Annotated in this window: 15 protein-coding genes; 6 read left to right on the forward strand and 9 right to left on the reverse strand. The window is 67.7% G+C overall.

The features are described 5' to 3' along the window. The first annotated feature begins 33 nt into the window (after positions 1-33). Complete coding sequence (locus AC1DFC_RS05875; RefSeq protein ID WP_478178803.1) at positions 34-1530, forward strand: short-chain fatty acyl-CoA regulator family protein; 1497 nt, start codon at positions 34-36, stop codon at positions 1528-1530. On the opposite strand, the gene AC1DFC_RS05880 is transcribed toward AC1DFC_RS05875, so the two are convergent. Next, entirely contained in the window at positions 1472-2284 is an 813-nt protein-coding gene (locus AC1DFC_RS05880; RefSeq protein WP_413333256.1) for a hypothetical protein, read from the reverse strand. The two genes, AC1DFC_RS05875 and AC1DFC_RS05880, sit on opposite strands and share 59 nt — an antisense overlap. 90 nt (positions 2285-2374) lie before the next feature. Continuing rightward, entirely contained in the window at positions 2375-4717 is a 2343-nt protein-coding gene (gene metE, locus AC1DFC_RS05885; RefSeq protein ID WP_478178804.1) for a 5-methyltetrahydropteroyltriglutamate--homocysteine S-methyltransferase, read from the reverse strand. A 99-nt stretch (positions 4718-4816) separates the two neighbouring features. Here metE and AC1DFC_RS05890 point away from each other — a divergent pair, with 99 nt between their 5' ends. Both AC1DFC_RS05890 and AC1DFC_RS05895 read left to right on the forward strand, forming a co-directional pair. Further along, entirely contained in the window at positions 4817-5743 is a 927-nt protein-coding gene (locus tag AC1DFC_RS05890) for a LysR family transcriptional regulator (protein WP_007834548.1), read from the forward strand. 55 nt (positions 5744-5798) lie between these two features. After that, positions 5799-6239, forward strand: coding sequence for a hypothetical protein (locus AC1DFC_RS05895; protein ID WP_478178805.1), 441 nt, complete (start codon positions 5799-5801; stop codon positions 6237-6239). Here the strand turns inward: AC1DFC_RS05895 and gcvA are convergent. After that, positions 6140-7123 (reverse strand): transcriptional regulator GcvA, encoded by a 984-nt coding sequence (gene gcvA, locus AC1DFC_RS05900; RefSeq protein WP_478178806.1) that lies wholly within the window; start codon positions 7121-7123, stop codon positions 6140-6142. The two genes, AC1DFC_RS05895 and gcvA, sit on opposite strands and share 100 nt — an antisense overlap. A 160-nt stretch (positions 7124-7283) precedes the next feature. Between gcvA and AC1DFC_RS05905 the strand changes: the two genes are divergently transcribed. Then, positions 7284-8696, forward strand: coding sequence for an MFS transporter (locus AC1DFC_RS05905; protein WP_478178807.1), 1413 nt, complete (start codon positions 7284-7286; stop codon positions 8694-8696). Between the two features lie 14 nt (positions 8697-8710). Here AC1DFC_RS05905 and mmsB read toward each other — a convergent pair whose 3' ends face one another. Genes mmsB through AC1DFC_RS05925 form a run of 4 tightly spaced genes read right to left on the reverse strand, consistent with a single transcriptional unit; the run spans position 8711 to position 13487 of the window. Beyond that, on the reverse strand, positions 8711-9607 hold the full coding sequence (mmsB, locus tag AC1DFC_RS05910; RefSeq protein WP_007834537.1) for a 3-hydroxyisobutyrate dehydrogenase: 897 nt from the start codon (positions 9605-9607) through the stop codon (positions 8711-8713). Between the two features lie 44 nt (positions 9608-9651). Further along, a complete protein-coding gene (locus AC1DFC_RS05915) occupies positions 9652-10767 on the reverse strand; it encodes an enoyl-CoA hydratase/isomerase family protein (protein ID WP_478178808.1) in 1116 nt (371 codons plus the stop codon). A 29-nt stretch (positions 10768-10796) separates the two neighbouring features. Beyond that, complete coding sequence (locus tag AC1DFC_RS05920; protein WP_478178809.1) at positions 10797-11951, reverse strand: acyl-CoA dehydrogenase family protein; 1155 nt, start codon at positions 11949-11951, stop codon at positions 10797-10799. 12 nt (positions 11952-11963) lie between these two features. Beyond that, complete coding sequence (locus AC1DFC_RS05925; RefSeq protein WP_007834530.1) at positions 11964-13487, reverse strand: CoA-acylating methylmalonate-semialdehyde dehydrogenase; 1524 nt, start codon at positions 13485-13487, stop codon at positions 11964-11966. A 178-nt stretch (positions 13488-13665) separates the two neighbouring features. Between AC1DFC_RS05925 and AC1DFC_RS05930 the strand changes: the two genes are divergently transcribed. Both AC1DFC_RS05930 and AC1DFC_RS05935 read left to right on the forward strand, forming a co-directional pair. Continuing rightward, the gene (locus AC1DFC_RS05930; protein WP_007834527.1) at positions 13666-14619 is read left to right on the forward strand and encodes a LysR family transcriptional regulator; all 954 of its coding nucleotides are present in this window, start codon (positions 13666-13668) and stop codon (positions 14617-14619) included. Between the two features lie 30 nt (positions 14620-14649). Continuing rightward, a complete protein-coding gene (locus AC1DFC_RS05935) occupies positions 14650-15816 on the forward strand; it encodes a pyridoxal phosphate-dependent aminotransferase (protein WP_478178810.1) in 1167 nt (388 codons plus the stop codon). Here AC1DFC_RS05935 and AC1DFC_RS05940 read toward each other — a convergent pair. Then, positions 15813-17216 carry an amino acid permease gene (locus AC1DFC_RS05940; protein WP_007834523.1) on the reverse strand — a complete coding sequence of 468 codons (1404 nt, stop codon included), beginning with the start codon at positions 17214-17216 and terminating at the stop codon, positions 15813-15815. The genes AC1DFC_RS05935 and AC1DFC_RS05940 overlap by 4 nt on opposite strands. A gap of 25 nt (positions 17217-17241) precedes the next feature. Beyond that, complete coding sequence (locus AC1DFC_RS05945) at positions 17242-17634, reverse strand: RidA family protein (protein WP_007834522.1); 393 nt, start codon at positions 17632-17634, stop codon at positions 17242-17244. Positions 17635-17650: the final 16 nt, after the last annotated feature.

The following is a 17650-nucleotide window of genomic DNA, read 5'->3' on the forward strand; positions in this document are numbered from 1 at the left end:
GTTTGCGAATCTTGCGAACAACGGACACAGACGATGAAGAAGACCTTCATGGGCGTGCGGCTGCGAAGCCTGCGCGAGGAGCGCGGCCTGAGCCAGCTCGCGCTCGCGCAGCAGCTGGGCCTGTCGCCCAGCTACCTGAACCAGATCGAGCAGAACCAGCGGCCGCTCACGGTGCCGGTGCTGCTGCGCCTGCATGCCGCGCTGGGCGTCGACATCCAGGCCTTCTCGGAAGACGAGGAAGCGCGGCTCATCGCCAGCCTGCGTGAGGCATTGGCCGACAACCCGAGCGGCGACGCGGTCGCGCTGGCCGAACTGCGCGAAGTGGCCACTCAGATGCCGGCCGTGGGCCGCGCGCTGGTGGCCCTGCACCAGCGCCACCGCGATGCGATGGAACGGCTCGAAGCGTTGGCGGGCGAACTGGGTGACGGCCGTGGCGATCTCGCACGCTTGCCGCAGGCGCGGCCCATGCCCTTCGAGGAAGTGCGCGACTTCTTCTTCGCGCATCAGAACCACATCGCGCCGCTCGACGATGCGGCCGAAGCCTTCGCTGCGCAATGGCGCCTGCGCGAAGGCAACCCCGGCGACCGCCTCGCGCGCCGGCTGCTCGAAGCGCACGGCGTGCAGGTGGTGCCCGCCGAAGATGGTGAAGCCGGTGCGCTGCGGCGCTACGACCCGGCCTCGCGCGTGCTGCGGCTCTCGCCTCACCTGGAGCCCGGGCAGCATGCATTCCAGCTCGCCACGCAGCTCGCCTTCCTGGAGCTCGGCGACATGCTCGAAGCGCTGGTGGCAACCGCGCCGCTGTCCAGCGATACGGCCCGTTCGCTCACGCGCATCGGCCTGGCCAACTACTTCGCCGCGGCGCTTCTGCTGCCCTACGGCGAGTTCCTCGAAACCGCCGAGCTGCTGCGCTACGACATCGACCAGCTGGCGCGCCGCTTCGGTGTGGGCTTCGAGACCATCTGCCACCGCCTGAGCTCGCTGCAGCGGCCCGATGCGCGCGGCGTGCCCTTCTTCCTGATCCGTGTCGACCGCGCGGGCAACATCTCGAAGCGGCAGTCGGCCACGCATTTCCACTTCTCGAAGACGGGCGGCACCTGCCCGCTGTGGAACGTGTACGAGGCCTTCGCGCAGCCCGGGCGCGTACTCACGCAGCTCGCGCGCATGCCCGACGGGCGCGCCTACCTCTGGATCGCGCGCACGGTGTCGCACGGCTACCGCGGCTACGGTTCGCCCAACAAGACCTTCTCGATCGGGCTGGGCTGCGACATCAGCCATGCCACGCAGCTGGTCTATTCGAAGGGCATGGACCTGCGCGACCCCGACGTGCCCACGCCCATCGGCGCGGGCTGCAAGGTGTGCGAACGCGAGACCTGCCCGCAGCGCGCGTTTCCGTTCGTGGGCCGGCCGCTGGCCGTGGACGAGAACCAGAGCCGGTTCATGCCCTATGCGGCAGCACCGGCGGCAGGCGCGATCAGGAGCGCGGCCAGGCGCGCACCAGCGTCCGGAGCGCGACCGCGCCGCTCCCCTTGACCTCTGCGCGGTAGGTGCCCACCAGGGCCTCGCGCTCGACTGCCGCCTGGGGGTCGTTGCGCCAGGCCAGCAATGCGGCCACGTCCGCATCGGGCAGCGCGGCGAGCTGTGCCTGCGTCACCTGCTTCTCGAATTCGCGCGCCACGATCATCAGGTTGCGTGGGCGCGTCGACGTTACGCCGCGCGACCACAGCGTGTCGAGTGCCATGTCCAGTGTGCGGTCCGGCAGCGAGCTGAGCTGGCCGCCGTTGCCGCGCGCGAGCTGCTTGACCACCGCGCTCATCAGCAACTGGCTCGAGAAGTCGATCTCGCGCACCTCCGCCACGGCCATGCGTTCGAGCAGTTCGGTGCGCACCGGATCGGCGGGCTTGGCGCGCTCGCGGCTGAAGAACTCGGCCTTGCCGGCCTCGGTCATGGCGGCGTAGTCGGTGCGCAGTTTCACGAGATGCGCCACGGCGGCCAGCACCTGCGGGCCGGGAGCGGCACCGCCGTTGCCGGCCAACGCTACTTCCTGCTGGATCGCGGCCACGGAGGCCCTGGTGTTGAACGCACGGCCGGCGGCAGTGTCCAGCGCCTTGAGTGCCTTGTCGGCAATGGCCTGGTCATCGGGCTCCAGCAGTTCCCTCGCACCACGCGCGACGGCACCGGGCGCATAGGACGCTTCATAGCGCGCCTGCACGCCTTCGAACTGCAGCAGCGCTTCCGCGCGGTTCTGCGCCCAGCCCATCACGGGGGCCAGGAGCAACAGGAGCAACAGGAGCAACAGGGAGAAACGGAACGGGAAGAGACGGTCTGGGCAAAGCATGCCGCCATTATTGGCGCGCCCGCATTGCCCCTCCTCACCTCAAGCGGGAACCAGTTCCTTTCGCAGCAGCTTCGCTGCGGCCACCATGTTCGACAGCGCCGCCTCGGTCTCGGGCCAGCCGCGGGTCTTGAGGCCGCAGTCGGGGTTGATCCAGAGGTTCTCGTGCGGCACCACGCCCGCGGCCTTGCGCATCAGGCGCACGATCTCGTCGACCGAGGGCACGCGCGGCGAGTGGATGTCATACACGCCCGGGCCGATCTCGTTCGGGTAGCGGAAGCCACCCGCATCGTTCTCGCCGCCGAAACCTCGCAGGAGTTCCATGTCGGAACGGCTGGTCTCGATGGTGATCACGTCGGCGTCCATTGCCGCGATCTCCGGCAGGATGTCGTTGAACTCCGAATAGCACATGTGCGTGTGGATCTGCGTCTCGTCGCGCACGCCTGAAGCGCTGATGCGGAAGGCGCGCGTGGCCGACTTCAGGTACGCAGGCCAGCCGGCGCGGCGCAGCGGCAGTCCTTCGCGAATCGCGGGTTCGTCGATCTGGATGATGCCGATGCCCGCGCCTTCGAGGTCGACCACCTCGTCGCGGATCGCCCAGGCAATCTGCTCGCAGGTGGTGGCGCGCGGCTGGTCGTCGCGCACGAAAGACCACTGCAGGATGGTGACGGGGCCGGTCAGCATGCCCTTCATCGGCAGCTTCGTCAGGCTCTGCGCATAGGCGCTCCACTCCACCGTCATCGCCGCCGGGCGCGCCACGTCGCCGAAGATCACCGGCGGCTTCACGCAGCGCGAGCCGTACGACTGCACCCAGCCGTTGGCGCTGAAGGCGAAGCCGTCGAGCTGCTCGCCGAAGTACTCGACCATGTCATTGCGCTCGGCTTCGCCATGCACCAGCACGTCGATGCCCAGTTCCTCCTGCTTGCGTACGGCGAGTGCGATCTCGGCGCGCATCTTCTCGCGGTAGCCGGCGGCGTCGAGCTCGCCGCGCTTGAAGGCGGCGCGCGCGGCGCGGATGTCCGGCGTCTGCGGGAACGAGCCGATGGTGGTGGTCGGCAGCACCGGCAAGGCGAAGCGCGTGCGCTGCACCGGTTGGCGCAGCGCAAAGACCGACACGCGGCTGTCGTCGCCGGCCACGCTGCGCGCCAGGCGCAGGGCCACGTCGGCGCGGTGCACCCGCGGACTGGCGCGGCGTGCCGACACTGCCGCGCGGGCGGCCACCAGTTCGGTTGCGACCGAGGCTTCATCGCCGTCGATGGCCGCGCGCAGCACGCGCAGCTCGTCGAGCTTCTCGATGGCGAAGGCGAGCCACGACTTGAGCTCGGTGTCGAGCTTCGTCTCGGCCTCGAGGTTGAAAGGCACATGCAGCAGCGAACACGAAGGCGCGATCCACAGCTCGCCCTTGTGCTTCTCCGCCACTGGCCTGAGCTTGGCCAGCGCGGCATCGACGTCGGTACGCCAGATGTTGCGGCCATCGACCACGCCGACAGACAGCACCTTGTGCGCCGGCAGCCAGTCGGCCACGCCCGTCAGTTCCTGCGGCGAACGCACGGCGTCCACGTGCAGGCCCGCCACCGGCAGCTGGCAGGCCAGGCGCAGGTTGTCCGACAGCGGCGAGAAGTACGTGGCCAGCAGCAGCTTCGGCGCGCTGCGGGCCAGTTGCCAGTAGGCGCGCTCGAAGGCGTTGCGCCACGCGTCGGGCAGGTCGAGGCCGAGGATGGGCTCGTCGATCTGCACCCATTCCACGCCCTGCAGCTTCAACCGCCGAAGCACCTGTTCATAGACGGGCAGCAGCGAGTCGAGCAGCGAGAAGCGGTCGAAGCCGGCTTCCTTTTCCTTGCCGAGGTACAGGAAGCTCAGTGGCCCGAGCAGCACGGCCTTGACCGCGTGCCCGGCCTGCTGCGCCTGCGCCACTTCGTCGAACAGGCGCGTCGACACGAGCTTGAACTGCGTGGCCGCATCGAACTCGGGCACGAGGTAGTGGTAGTTGGTGTCGAACCACTTGGTCATTTCCAGCGCGAAAGTGCCTTCGGCGTGGTTGCAGCTGTCGTCGTGTACGTGGCCGGCTTCACTTTCCACGCCGCGCGCCATCGTGAAGTAACGCGAAAGTTCGGGTTCGCCGCCATGAAAGCCGAAGCGCGACGGCTCGCAGCCGAGCAGCTGGATATGGTTGGCCACGTGGTCGTAGTATGCAAAGTCGCCGACCGTCACGAAGTCGAGTCCCGCATCGCGCTGGGCCTGCCAGTGGCGCGCGCGCAGTTCTTCGCCGACCGCTTCGAGCGAGGCGCGATCGATCTCGCCGCGCCAGTGCTTTTCGAGGGCGAACTTGAGTTCCCGGTGGGCGCCCATGCGCGGAAAGCCGAGGGTGTGGATACGGGTGGTCATTTGCAAGTAGTAATCGCTGATCTTGGGAGCCTGCAATGGTCGGCGTTTGGGGCATATGATTCAAACGAAACCTTTTGCCCATTCGATTGAATAATTTTCATGTCGCAGTCGACCCTCGAAATACGCCACCTGCGCACGCTCATCGCGCTGCGCGACACCGGCAGCCTGGTGCGCGCAGCGCAGCTGCTCAACCTCACGCAATCGGCGCTGTCGCACCAGATCAAGCTGCTCGAGGACCGCTACGGCGCGCAGCTGTTCGAACGCAAGTCGGTGCCGCCCCAGTTCAGCACCACCGGCCTGCGGTTGCTGCAGCTGGCCGACACCGCCCTGCCGCTCATCGAGGAAGCCGAGCGTGACGTGGCCCGGCTCGCGCTGGGGCGCAGCGGGCAGCTGCGCATCGTGGTCGAGTGCCACACCTGCTTCGACTGGCTGATGCCGGCGATGGACGCGTTCCGCCAGCGCTGGCCCGAGATCGAGCTTGACATCGTCTCCGGCTTTCACCCCGACCCGATCGCGCTGGTACTGCAGAACCGCGCCGAGGTGGCGATCGTGTCCGAGGAAGACCCCGACGAAACCGTCGACTACCACGCGCTGTTTCGCTTCGAGATCATGGCGCTGCTGGCCAACGACCATCCACTGACAGCCAAGGCGTATCTGACGGCGCGCCACTTCGCCAACCAGACGCTCATCACCTACCCCGTGCCCGACGACATGCTCGACATCGTGCGGCAGGTGCTGGCGCCGGCGGGCGTGGAGCCCGCGCACCGCCGCACCACCGAGCTCACGGTGGCGATGCTGCAACTGGTGGCGAGCGGGCGCGGCGTGGCGACGCTGCCGCTGTGGGCGGTGCAGAACTACCTCGACCGCGGCTACGTCACGGCTCGCCGCGTGGGCAGTAAAGGGCTGACGGGGCGGCTCTACATGGCGTGCACGCGGGGCACGTCGGGGCAGCCATGGCTGGCGGACTTCGTGCGCATCACGCGCGAGAGTTGCTTCAAGAGCCTGCCGGGGATCGAGCTGCTGTAGCAATGGCACTGCAGAATCGCGACTTCGCATCCGCACTCGAGGACAGGAAGACCCGATGGCTCTGAAGAAAAAAGGCCGCTACTGGTACGGCGATGGTTCGGAAGACACCCAGGCCGAAATGCAGCGCTACAGCCAGGCCAACGCCTACCCGGCCACGCGGTTCGCGGCATCGGCATGCAGCTGCGGTCGACGCGTCTTCAAGCTCGAGACCGACGAAGACACGGGCGCGGCGCGGCGCACCTGCACGGCCTGCGGCAACGTTCACCTGATGGGCGACAGCGCCGAATACGCAGACGAAGCCGAGTTCGAGAACCACGAATGCGTCTGCGGCGCCGAAGCCTTCGAGCTGCTCTCGGGCGTAGCACTCCATGCCGACAGCACCGACGTGCGCTGGTACTACCTCGGCTGCCGCTGCACCAATTGCAGCCTCGTCGGTGTCTTTGCCGACTGGAAATGCGAAGGCGGGGACGCCGGCGACTTTCTCGCCGCCGTCTGACCGCGGCGCATCGCCTCGCCGATCCAGGCGCGGAAGGCCGCCACCTTCGGCCGATCGTGGCTGGCCTGCGGGTACACGAGGTAATAGGCGAAGTCTTCCAGCCATGCGGCCCTGAAGAGCCGCACCAGCCGGCCTTCTGCGACGTCGTTCGCCACCAGGGCCGCGGGCAGCAGGCCGACGCCCTGCCCCGCCTGCACCGCGCCCACCAGCAGCCCCGCATCGTCGAACGACGGCCCGCGGGCCGGGCCGGTGTCAGCAACGCCCTGTGCCTCGAACCACGTGTGCCAGCCCTTGCGTTCCGCGTCGTTCACGCGCGGCCATTGCAGCAGGTCGGCCGGCTTCTTCGGCTTGCCGTGCTCGGCGACCAGCGCGGGCGCGGCGACGGCAACCATCTCGACCGTGAGCACGCGCTGGCTGGCAAGCCCGGGGTACCGGCCCATGCCGTGGCGGATGGCCACATCGATGCCGTCGCGCGAGAAATCGGCGAGCGTGTTGCTGGCCCGCACCTGCAGGTCGATGCCGGGATGCGCTTTCTGGAATGACTTGAGGTGCGGCACGAGCCAGGCGGCAGCGAAGAACGGCGTGGCGCTCACGGTGAGCAGGCCGGTGTCCGCAGGCACGGCCACCTTTTGCGTGGCGTCGCTGATCTGCCTGAAGGCATTGCGCACCGGCGGCAGGTAGGCCTGGCCCGCATCGGTCAGGAAGATGCCGCGGTTGACGCGGCGAAACAGCTCCACGCCGAGGTGCAGCTCCAGCGTCTTGACGAGCTGGCTCACGGCACCCGGGGTCACGCACAGTTCGTCCGCGGCATTCTTCACCGAGAGATGGCGTGCTGCGGCCTCGAAGGCGCGCAGAGCGTTGAGCGGTGGGAGTTGGTGCTCCATGGTTTAGCCAATCTGATCCGAACCGGTCAGAAATTCTGGTTTGCGAAGCGATCCTCGAAGCAGGAATATTGGCACACGCAGGGAAAGAAGAAAACCGATCTGATTCGTCACTCGCAACTATGAATTCAAATATTCTGATCCATCCAATGGAGGCCATCCGTTGAGCAACAGGGGCCTCTTCCGAGGCTGGCTGGTGGTCGCGGGCGCCTTCGCCGTGACCTTGGTCGGCTTCGGCAGCGCCTACACCTTCAGCGCCTTTCTCGAATCGCTGCAGAAAGACTTCGGCGCCTCGCGCGGCTCGGTGTCGCTGGTGTTCTCGCTGGCGGGCTTTCTCTACTTCGGCCTGGGCGTGCTGAGCGGGCCGCTGGCCGACCGCTGGGGTTCGCGGCGGCTGGCCGTCGCCGGCATGGTGCTGGTCGGGCTGGGGCTGGCCGTTGCGGGGCAGGCGCAGAGCCTCACGCAGATCTACCTGGCCTACGGGCTTGGCGTCGGCCTCGGGGTTGGCGCGTCGTATGTGCCGGTGCTGGGCGCGGTGCAGCGCTGGTTCGTCAGGCGGCGCGGCTTCGCGTCGGGGCTGGCGGTGAGCGGCATCGGCGTGGGCACGCTGGTGATGCCGCCGCTGGCGTCGCTGTTCATCCAAACCCTGGGCTGGCGGCACGCCTACCTGGCACTCGGCGGGCTGGCGGTGGTGGTGGGCGTGGGCATGGCACTGCTGATAGAAAACGACCCGCGCGACCGGGGGCTCGGCCCCGACGGCGATCCGCCGCAGCCGCTGGCCGCTTCGGCCAGGCCCGAAGGCTTCACGGTGCGCGATGCAGTGCGCTCAAGGCGCTTCGCCGGCCTGTATGCGGCCTGCCTCATCAGCTCGTTCGGCCTGTTCGTGCCCTTCGTGCACCTCGTGCCCTACGCCCTGGACCACGGCGTGCCCAACGCCTCCGCGGTGCTGCTGCTGGGCGCCATCGGCGTCGGCAGCACGGCCGGGCGATTCTTTCTCGGTGGGCTGGCCGATCGCATGGGGCGTGCGCAGACCATGCTGCTGATGTCGACGGGCATGGCCCTGTCGCTGCTCGTGTGGGCGGCGTCCAGCGGCTTCCCGGGGCTGGCCGTGTTCGCGTTCTTCTACGGCGCGTTCTACGGCGGTTTCGTCGCGCTGCTGCCGGCGCTGGTCATGGACTACTTCGGCGGCCGCAACATCGGCGCGATCATCGGGGTGCTCTACACCAGCGTGGCCTTCGGCACGCTGGTCGGCCCCGCCGCCGCGGGCTTTGCCTTCGACATCAGCCGCAGCTACATGCTGCCGATCCTGTCCAGCGTGGGCGCCAACCTCGTGGCGGCCGGCATCATGTGGGCGATGTCGCGGATGGACGCTTCTGCAAAGCTCGCCCCGCCGCCTCGGCGCGGGGTACAGTCGGGAATGACCCAACCGCCGCCCGCCGCTCCTAGCCAGCCTCCCGAGGCAGCTCCCGCCGAAATCACGGAGAACCAGGCAGTCATGCGTGCCTGGGCGCTTTTCGCGGTGCTCTTCGTGGTGGTGATCGGCCTGTTGTGGGCCCTGCACTCCCACTACGGCTGATCACAGAGCCCGCTTCAGGAAGCCTTCTGCACCAGCTTCAGCACGCTCGAGAAATCGAGCGCGCCGTGGCCGGCGAGGCTGTGTGCGGCATACAGGCTGCGCGCCAGCCCACCCAGGGGCGTGGCCGCGCGCACGGCGGTCGCGTTCTCTTGCGCCAGGCCCAGATCCTTGAGCATCAGGTCGGTGCCGAACCCCCCCGCGTAGTTCTTCGAGGCGGGCGACGTTTCCATCACGCCCGGCATCGGGTTGTACTTTTCCAGCGCCCAGTTGCCGCCCGAGCTGCGGCGCATGATCTCCGACAGCACCTTGGGGTCGAGCCCGTTGGCCACACCCAGCGCCAGCGCCTCCGAGGTGCCGATCATCAGGATGCCCAGCAGCATGTTGTTGCAGATCTTCGCGGTCTGCCCCGCGCCGGCCGCGCCGGCGTGGAAGATGTTGGCGCCCATCTTTTCGAGCACCGGGCGCGCGCGCTCCAGGTCACCCGTCTCGCCGCCGACCATGAAGGTCAGTGTGCCGGCAATCGCACCGCCGGTGCCGCCCGATACGGGCGCGTCGATCATCGCAACGCCCTTGGCGGCAGCGGCTTCGGCCACCTTGCGCGAGGTGGCTGCGGCGATGGTGCTGCTGTCGATCACCAATGTGCCGGCGCGGATGCTGTCGAGCAGGCCGGGTTTGCCTCCACTGCCGAGGAACAGCCCCTCGACGTGCGCGCTGGCCGGCAGCATGCTGATGACCACCTCGGCATCGGCCACCGTCTCGGCCGCCGATTTGGCAATGGGCAGGCCTTCGGCGCCGAATTTCTTGCAGGCCTCGGCCGAGAGGTCGAAGGCGCTGAGCGTATGGCCTGCCTTGAGCAGGTTCATGGCCATCGGGCCGCCCATGTTGCCGAGGCCGATGAATGCGATCTTCATATGTCTTGTCTCCGTTGTTCTGTGCAGGAATCTATGCGTGTGGATCAGACCAGCGACGCCAGCTCGACCGGCATCTCGCCGCGCGGGCGCAGATGATCTTCGATGAAGGCTGGCGTGATCTCTTCGAGCGTCGCAGGGCTCCAGCGCGGATTGCGGTCCTTGTCGACCAGCACCGCGCGGATGCCTTCGGCGAAGTCCTTGTGTGCGCAGAAGCCGAGCGAGGCCCAGTATTCGAGACGGAACACCTCGGCCAGCGACATGCGCAGAACTCGCTGCCACAGCTCGAAGCTCAGCGCGGCCGAGCTGGGTGCGCCTTTGGCGAAGGTCTTGGCTGCGGTCTGCAGCCATGTGTCATCGCTCTGCAGATCGCGCAAACGCCTTGCGATGTCGAGCAGGTCGTCGCCCGCCATCAGCGCGTTGATGGTGTCGTAGTGCTCGCGCACCTTCGATGGCGGCATCTCGGTGCCCTCGCCTGCCTTGGCGAGGATGCGCGACAGCGTGGCGCGGTCGGCCTTGTTCTCGCCGGCCCATTTCGTCGAAGCGACGGCTTCCAGCACCTCGCCCTTGCGCTCCTGCGGCACCAGCACGTCGGCCAGCCCGCAGAAGATGGTGTCTGCTGCGTTGATGTTCGCGGCAGTGAGTGCGAGGAACAGGCCCGTGCGGCCCGGCGTGCGGCGCAGGAACCAGCTGCCGCCCACGTCGGGGTACAGGCCGATGTTGATCTCGGGCATGGCGATGCGGCTTTGCAGCGTCATCACGCGGTGCGAGGCGCCAGCCAGCAAGCCCACGCCGCCGCCCATCACGATGCCGTGACCCCAGCACAGGAAGGGCTTGGGGAAGGTGTGGATCAGGTGGTCCAGTTCGTACTCTTCGCGGAAGAAGTCCTCGGCGTAGGTGTTGCGCTCGGGGCCGCAGTCGAGCAGCGTCTGGTAGAGCTGGCGCAAATCGCCGCCGGCGCAAAAGGCTTTCTCGCCCGCGGCCTGCAGCAGGACGCCGACGATGCCTGCGTCCTTCGCCCATTCGCGCAGCTTGTGCGTGAGCAGGCGAACCATGTCCACGGAGAGCGCGTTGAGCGAAGCCGGCGCGTTGAGGGTGGCAACGCCGAAGCGCTGGCCGCCGGCGGTCTTGATTTCGTCGAAGAGAACTACGGAGTCGGTCATTGTCTTGAGAGGTTCTGGATGCGAAAACTTCAGCGGATATCGCTGTCGCCCTCCAGCAATTTTCGCGCAACGATCACACGCATGATCTCGTTGGTGCCTTCGAGGATCTGGTGCACGCGCGCATCGCGCACCAGCCGCTCCAGCGGAAATTCGCTCAGGTAGCCATAGCCGCCATGCAGCTGCAGCGCGTCGTTGCAGACGTTGAAGCCCGCATCGGTTGCAAAGCGCTTGGCCATCGCGCAATAGGTGCTGGCGTCGGCATGCCCGGCGTCGAGCTTCGATGCCGCCAGCCGCACCATCTGCCGCGCCGCCACCAGTTCGGTCGCCATATCGGCCAGCTTGAACTGCAGCGCCTGGAAGCTCGCGAGCGGCTTGCCGAACTGCTGGCGCTCGTGCAGGTAGCGGCGGGCCGCGTCGAGCGCCCCCTGCGCCGCGCCCACCGAGCAGGTCGCGATGTTGATGCGCCCGCCGTCGAGCCCCTTCATGGCAATGCGAAAGCCCTCGCCCTCCTTGCCCAGCAGGTTCTGCGCGGGAACGCGCACGTTGTCGAAGTTGATGCTTCGCGTGGGCTGGCTGTTCCAGCCCATTTTGTGCTCCTTCTTGCCGTAGCTGACGCCGGGCGCGTCGGCCGGCACCGCGAAGGCCGAGATACCGCTGGCGCCCGCGCCGCCCGTGCGCGCCATCAGCACCAGCACGTCGGTCGAGCCCGCGCCCGAGATGAAGGCCTTGCCGCCGTTGATGACGTACTCGGCGCCCCGCAGCTCGGCGCGCGTCTTCAGCGAACCCGCATCTGAGCCCGCGCCCGGCTCCGTCAGGCAGTACGACGCGAGCTTGCGCCCGCTCGTGAGTTCTTCGCCCCACTGCTGCGCCACGGCATCGGTGGCCCATGTGCCGAGCATCCACGTCGCCATGTTGTGGATCGTGATGAAGGCCGTGGTCGAGGGGTCGACCGCGGCCATCTCCTCGAACACCAGCGCCGCATCGAGCCGCGGCAGTCCGAGGCCGCCGATGCGCTCGGGCGCATAGAGTCCGCAGAAGCCCAGTTCGCCGGCCTTGGCGATGGCCTCCTTCGGGAAGACACCCTCCGCGTCCCACTGCGCCGCATGGGGCGCGAACTCGGCCTGCGCAAAGTCGCGCGCGCTTTGCGCGAAAGCGCGCTGCTCTTCGGAAAGTTCGAAGTCCATCCGGCGGACTTCTTACTTGAGGCTGATCGTGGTGTTGACGCCGTGCGAGACGGTGCTGTCGTCGAACCAGCGCGCCGTCACCGTCTTGGTCTGCGTGTAGAACATGATGACCTGCTTGCCGTACGGCCCCAGGTCGCCGAGCTTCGAGGCGCGCGAGCCGGTGAACGAGAACATCGGGACCGGCACCGGAATCGGCACATTGATGCCGACCTGGCCCACGTCGATGTCTTCCTGGAACCGGCGGGCGGCCGCGCCCGACTGCGTGAAGATCGCCGTGCCGTTGCCGTTCGGGTTGCTGTTGATCAGCTCGATGGCTTCGTCGATGGTCTCGGCGTCGGCGATGCACAGCACCGGGCCGAACACTTCCTGGTCATAGATCGACATGCCGGGCTTCACGCCGGTGAAGATCGTCGGGCCGACGAAGTTGCCCTTCTCGTAGCCGGGCACCGTGGGCTTGCGGCCGTCGAGCACGAGCTTGGCACCATCGGCCTCGCCGCGTTCGATGAGACCGTTCACGCGGTCGTAGGCAGCGCAGGACACCAGCGGCCCCACGTCCACGCCCTTCTCGGTGCCCGCACCGATCTTCAGCGTCCTGGCCTTCTCGATGAGTTCGGGCACCCAGTTGCGTGCCTCGCCCACCAGCACCGCGACCGACACGGCCATGCAGCGCTGGCCGGCTGCACCGAAGCTGGCGCCGGCCAGTGCGTTGAGCGTCTGCTCCTTGTTCGCGTCGGGCATCACGATGGCGTGGTTCTTCGCACCCATCATGCATTGGGCGCGCTTGCCGGCCAGCGTGGCGCGGTTGTAGACGTGCGTGCCGACCTTGGTCGAGCCGACGAAGCTGATCGCCTTGATGTCCTTGTGGTCGCAGATGCCGTTGACCACCGCTTCGCCGCCATGCACCACGTTGAGCACGCCGGGCGGAATGCCGGCTTCGAGTGCCAGTTCGCACAGGCGCATGGTGACCATCGGGTCCTGCTCGGAAGGCTTCAGCACGAAGGTGTTGCCGGTGACGATGGCCATCGGGAACATCCACAGCGGGATCATGGCCGGGAAGTTGAACGGCGTGATGCCGGCGCACACGCCCAGCGGCTGCAGCAGCGTGTAGGTGTCGACGCCGTTGGCCACGTTGTTGGCCAGCTCGCCGAGCTGCAGGTTGCCGATGTTCGATGCGTGCTCCACTACTTCGAGCCCGCGGAACACGTCGCCTTCGGCGTCGGGCAGCGTCTTGCCCTGCTCGGCCGTGAGGATGGCAGCCAGCTCGCTCATGTTCTCGCGGATGAGCTGCTGGTACTTCAGGAAGATGCGGGCGCGCGCGCCGATGGGGGTCTTGCGCCAGGTCTTGAAGGCCTCTTTGGCGGAGGCCACGGCAGCGTCGAGCTCGGCTTGCGTGGCGAAGGGCACACGGGCCAGCACCTGCTGCGTGGCCGGGTTGACGACATCGCGCCATTCGGTGGTCTTCGACTCGACGAGCTTGCCGCCGATCAGCAGCTTGACGGTGGCGACTTGCGTCGAGGGGGTGGTGGTGGCGTCCATGGGGTTTGTCTCCTGTGAATCTCGGGAAGGCGATGCCGGTCGGGGGCCGGTACAGCGTGCATCCTAGCTTTGCATATTTGCCATGACAATAGACAAATCTGCACCTTGGTTTTGCATAAATGCAGAATGCGGAACAAGACGCAGAGGATGCAAACCTCCATCGAGAACCCGAACACACATGGACTGGGACAACCTGCGCTACTTCCTCGAACTCGCCCGCTCCGGCACGCTGATGAGCGCCGCGCGCCGCCTCGAGGTCGACCACACCACGGTGGCGCGCCGCATCCAGGCGCTGGAGAAGGAGGTCGGCGCCCCGCTGTTCTCGCGCGAAGCGGGCGGCCACCGCCTTACCGAGGCCGGCCGGCGGCTGCAGCCGCAGGTCGAGGCGATGGAGAGCGCCTTCCAGGCCGTGGAGAGCACCGCGCCGGCCTCGCAGGAGGGCCTGTCGGGGCTGGTGCGCATCGGCGCCACCGAGGGCTTCGGCACCGTGGTGCTCGCACCGCAGCTCGCGCTGTTCGCGCTGCAGCATCCGAAGCTCACCATCGACCTGCTCGCGATGCCGCGGCTCGTGCACCTGTCGCGGCGCGAAGCCGACATCGTGATCTCGCTCGAACGGCCGGCGCGCGGACCGGTGGTCGTCACCAAGCTCACCGACTACACGCTGCGGCTCTATGCGTCGAAGAAGTACCTGGCAGCGCACAAGCCCATCAGGACGCGTGAAGACCTGCGCGGCCACACCTTCATCAGCTACGTAGACGACCTGCTGTTCAGCAAGGAGCTGCAGTACCTGGACGAACTGCACCGCCCTGACAGCTTCGCGCTGCGCAGCACCAGCGTGCTCGCGCAGCACAGTGCGGTGGCGGCGGGCGCGGGCATCGCGGTGCTGCCGGCCTTCATCGCCGAGAACGACAGCGCGCTGCGGCCCGTGCTGCCGGGGCAGGCGAACTTCACGCGCACCTTCTGGATGTCGATGCCGGAGGAAACCAAGCACCTGGCGCGCATGCAGGCGGTGTGGAGCTTCCTGCGCGAGACGGCGCAGGCCCGGCAGGCGCTGTTGCTCCCGGCCCCGCCCGGCGATGAGAATGGCGCGTCGCAGCAGCGGCCGGCCCGTTCGCGCAGGCCGGCCCCGTAGCAAGCCAACCCCGACACGGAGATTCGCCCCATGCCACGCCACCGCCCCGCCCGCCTGGAACACATCGCAGGCATCGGCGTCGACCGCATGGGCGCGATCGCCGACGACGCGGACGGCCCGCGGTTCCTGCGGCTGGAAAACCTCGACGTCGACATCCCGCCCGACCCCGATGCCATCGCGCGCACCGTGCGCGCCGCCTCGGAAGACGCCGACAACAGCTACCTCCCGTTCGTCGGCCAGTCCCGATTGCGCGAGATCGCGGCGCGGCATGTGGCCGCGCTCTCGGGCGTTGCCTACGACGCACGCAACTGCGTGATCTCGGCCGGCGGGCTCTCGGGCATCCTCAACGCGCTGCTCGCAACCGTCGAGGTGGGCGACGAAGTGCTGGTCACCGATCCGACCTACGCCGGCCTGCTCAACCGCATCCGGCTCGCCGGCGGCACGCCGAAGTACCTGCCCTTTGCATTCAACCCCGGCGGCGAATGGAAGCTGGACCGCGCCGCGCTGCAAACGGCCATCGGCCCCCGCGTGCGCGTGATGCTGCTGATGTCGCCGTCGATGCCGACGGGCGGGTACTTCGACGCAGACGACTGGCGCACCATCGCCGCGCTGTGCGTGCGGCACGACCTGACGCTGATCCTCGACACCGCCATGGAACGCCTGCTGTACGACGGCCGCGAGGTCATCCACCCCGCGGGCCTGCCCGGCATGGCCGAACGCACGATCACGGTGGGTTCATCGGCCAAGGAGCTGCGCATGATCGGCTGGCGCGTGGGCTGGACCGTGGCACCCGAGAGCTACATGCCGGACCTCGTGGCCGTGTCGCTCGCGAACGTGGTGGTGCCCGTGGGGATTGCGCAGGACGCGGTGGCCACGGCGCTGGCGCAATCGGCGCACACGCTCGCGCCGTATGTGGGCGAACTGGAGCGGCGGCGCGACACGGTGCTCGATGAACTCAAGGGACTGCCGGTCGGCGTGCCCGCGGGCGGCTGGTCATTGCTGCTGCGTGCGAGCGACTTCGGCATCGACGGGCAGACGCTGTCGGAGCGCCTGCTGAAGCATCGCGTGTGCGCCACCGCGATGAAGGGCTGGGGCGAGACGCATGGCGCGCAGTACCTGCGCTTCGTGTTTTCCAACGAGCCGGTCGAACGGCTGCGCGGACTGGGCGAGAAGGTGCGCGCCGCGCTGGACGCCTAGCGGCGTGCCCGGGCCGGCAGCGCCGCACCGCCGGAAAGCGGGCGGTACCAGGCCAGGTACACCACCACCAGGACGGCCAGGAACGGAAGGCCCACCAGCAGCGTCAACCTGAACATCGGCGTGAAGTATGTGGTGACCAGGATCGCCAGCACCAGCCCCGCGCCCAGCAGCGTGAGCCACGGAAAGCCCCACATGCGGAAGCCTGGGCCGGGGCGCCCTTCCTTCACCCAGCGGCGGCGAAAGAACCAGTGGGTCGCGAAGATCATGAACCAGGTGAACAGGCCGCCGAACATGGCGATGGCCATCATCAGCGCGAACGACTGCTCGGGCGCGACGACGCTCAGCGCGGTGGCGATGGCAATGCCGGCACAGGAGATCGCCAGCGCGTCGACCGGCACGCCGTTGCCGCGGATGCGGCCGAAGCGCTTGGGCGCATGACCGGCGCGCGACAGGCTGAACATCATGCGCGTGGCGATGTAGAGCAGGCTGTTCATGGCCGACAGTGCGGCAATCAGCACCACGAAGTTGATCACCGCGGCGGCGCCGGGAATGCCGATGATTTCCATCACCTTCACGAACGGGCTCTTGTCGGCGTTGGTGGCGTTCCACGGCACGATGGCCAGCATCAACGCGATCGATGCGAGGTAGAACACCGCCAGGCGCAGCATGGTGGCGCGGAAGGCACCGGTCACCGCGCGCTCCGGGTCCTTGGCCTCGCCGGCGGCGACGGCGATGGTCTCGACGCTCATGTAGCTGAAGATGGCGACCACGACCGCCACCCAGGTGCCCCACACGCCCTTGGGAAAGAAGCCTCCCTGCACGGCGTAGTTGTCCAGGCCGATGCCGGCGGGGCGCGAGCCGAACACCACGTAGGCGCCGATCAGGATGAACAGCACGATGGCCACGATCTTGACCATCGAGAACCAGTACTCGACGAAGCCGAAGGCCTTCACACTCATGGCGTTGACCATGATCAGCAGTGCCGAGAACAGCACCACCCAGAGCCACTGCGGCGAGCCGGGAAACCAGTACGCCATGTACACGCCGATGGCCGTGACCTCGGTGCCCACTGCCAGCACCACGCAGGACCAGTAGACGTAGCGCACGATGAAGCCGGCCCACGGGCCGATGTAGTGCTCGGCGTAGGCGCCGAACGAGCCCGAGGTGGGATGCGCCACGGTCATCTCGGCGAGGCAGCCCATCAGCAGCAGCGCGATGAGGCCGCCGATCGCGTAGCTCACAAGCACGCTGGGGCCGGCCAGGCCGATGGCGAAGCCGCTGCCGAGGAACAGGCCGGTGCCGATGGCTCCGCCGATCGCGATCATCGCCATCTGGCCTGCGGAAAGCTCCTTCTGCAGGCCCTTTTCCCTGTTCGATATTTCCTGAAAGCTGCTGGACATCGTCATCTCCTCGTATTTTGGAAAGTCATGCGGATGCAGGAGGCTCGGGGATCACGGCGTAGGCCACGATCTCGAGCTTCATGCCGGGCACCACGAGGCCGTTGACGCCCATGCTCGACCGGTTGGGGTAAGGCGCCTCGAAGAACTCGCGATAGACCGCGTCGATGGCCTTCATGTCCTGCACGTCGGTCATGTAGATCAGCACCTGGGTCACGTCGTGCAGCGTGCCGCCGGCAGCATGGAGCGCGCGGCGCAGGTTGGCGAAGGTCAGGCGAGCCTGATCGTCGACGGCGCCGGTGTCGATGCTGCCGTCGGAGCGCACGGGGCCGTGCGCGGTGAACAGCAGGCCGGCCGATTTCACGGCCCAGGAAAACGGCTGGCTCAGCGCGGGCAGGCCGACGTCGATGATCTCTTTCATGGTATTCCTCGCCGGC

The organism is Variovorax sp. 10L421, assembly GCF_056395365.1.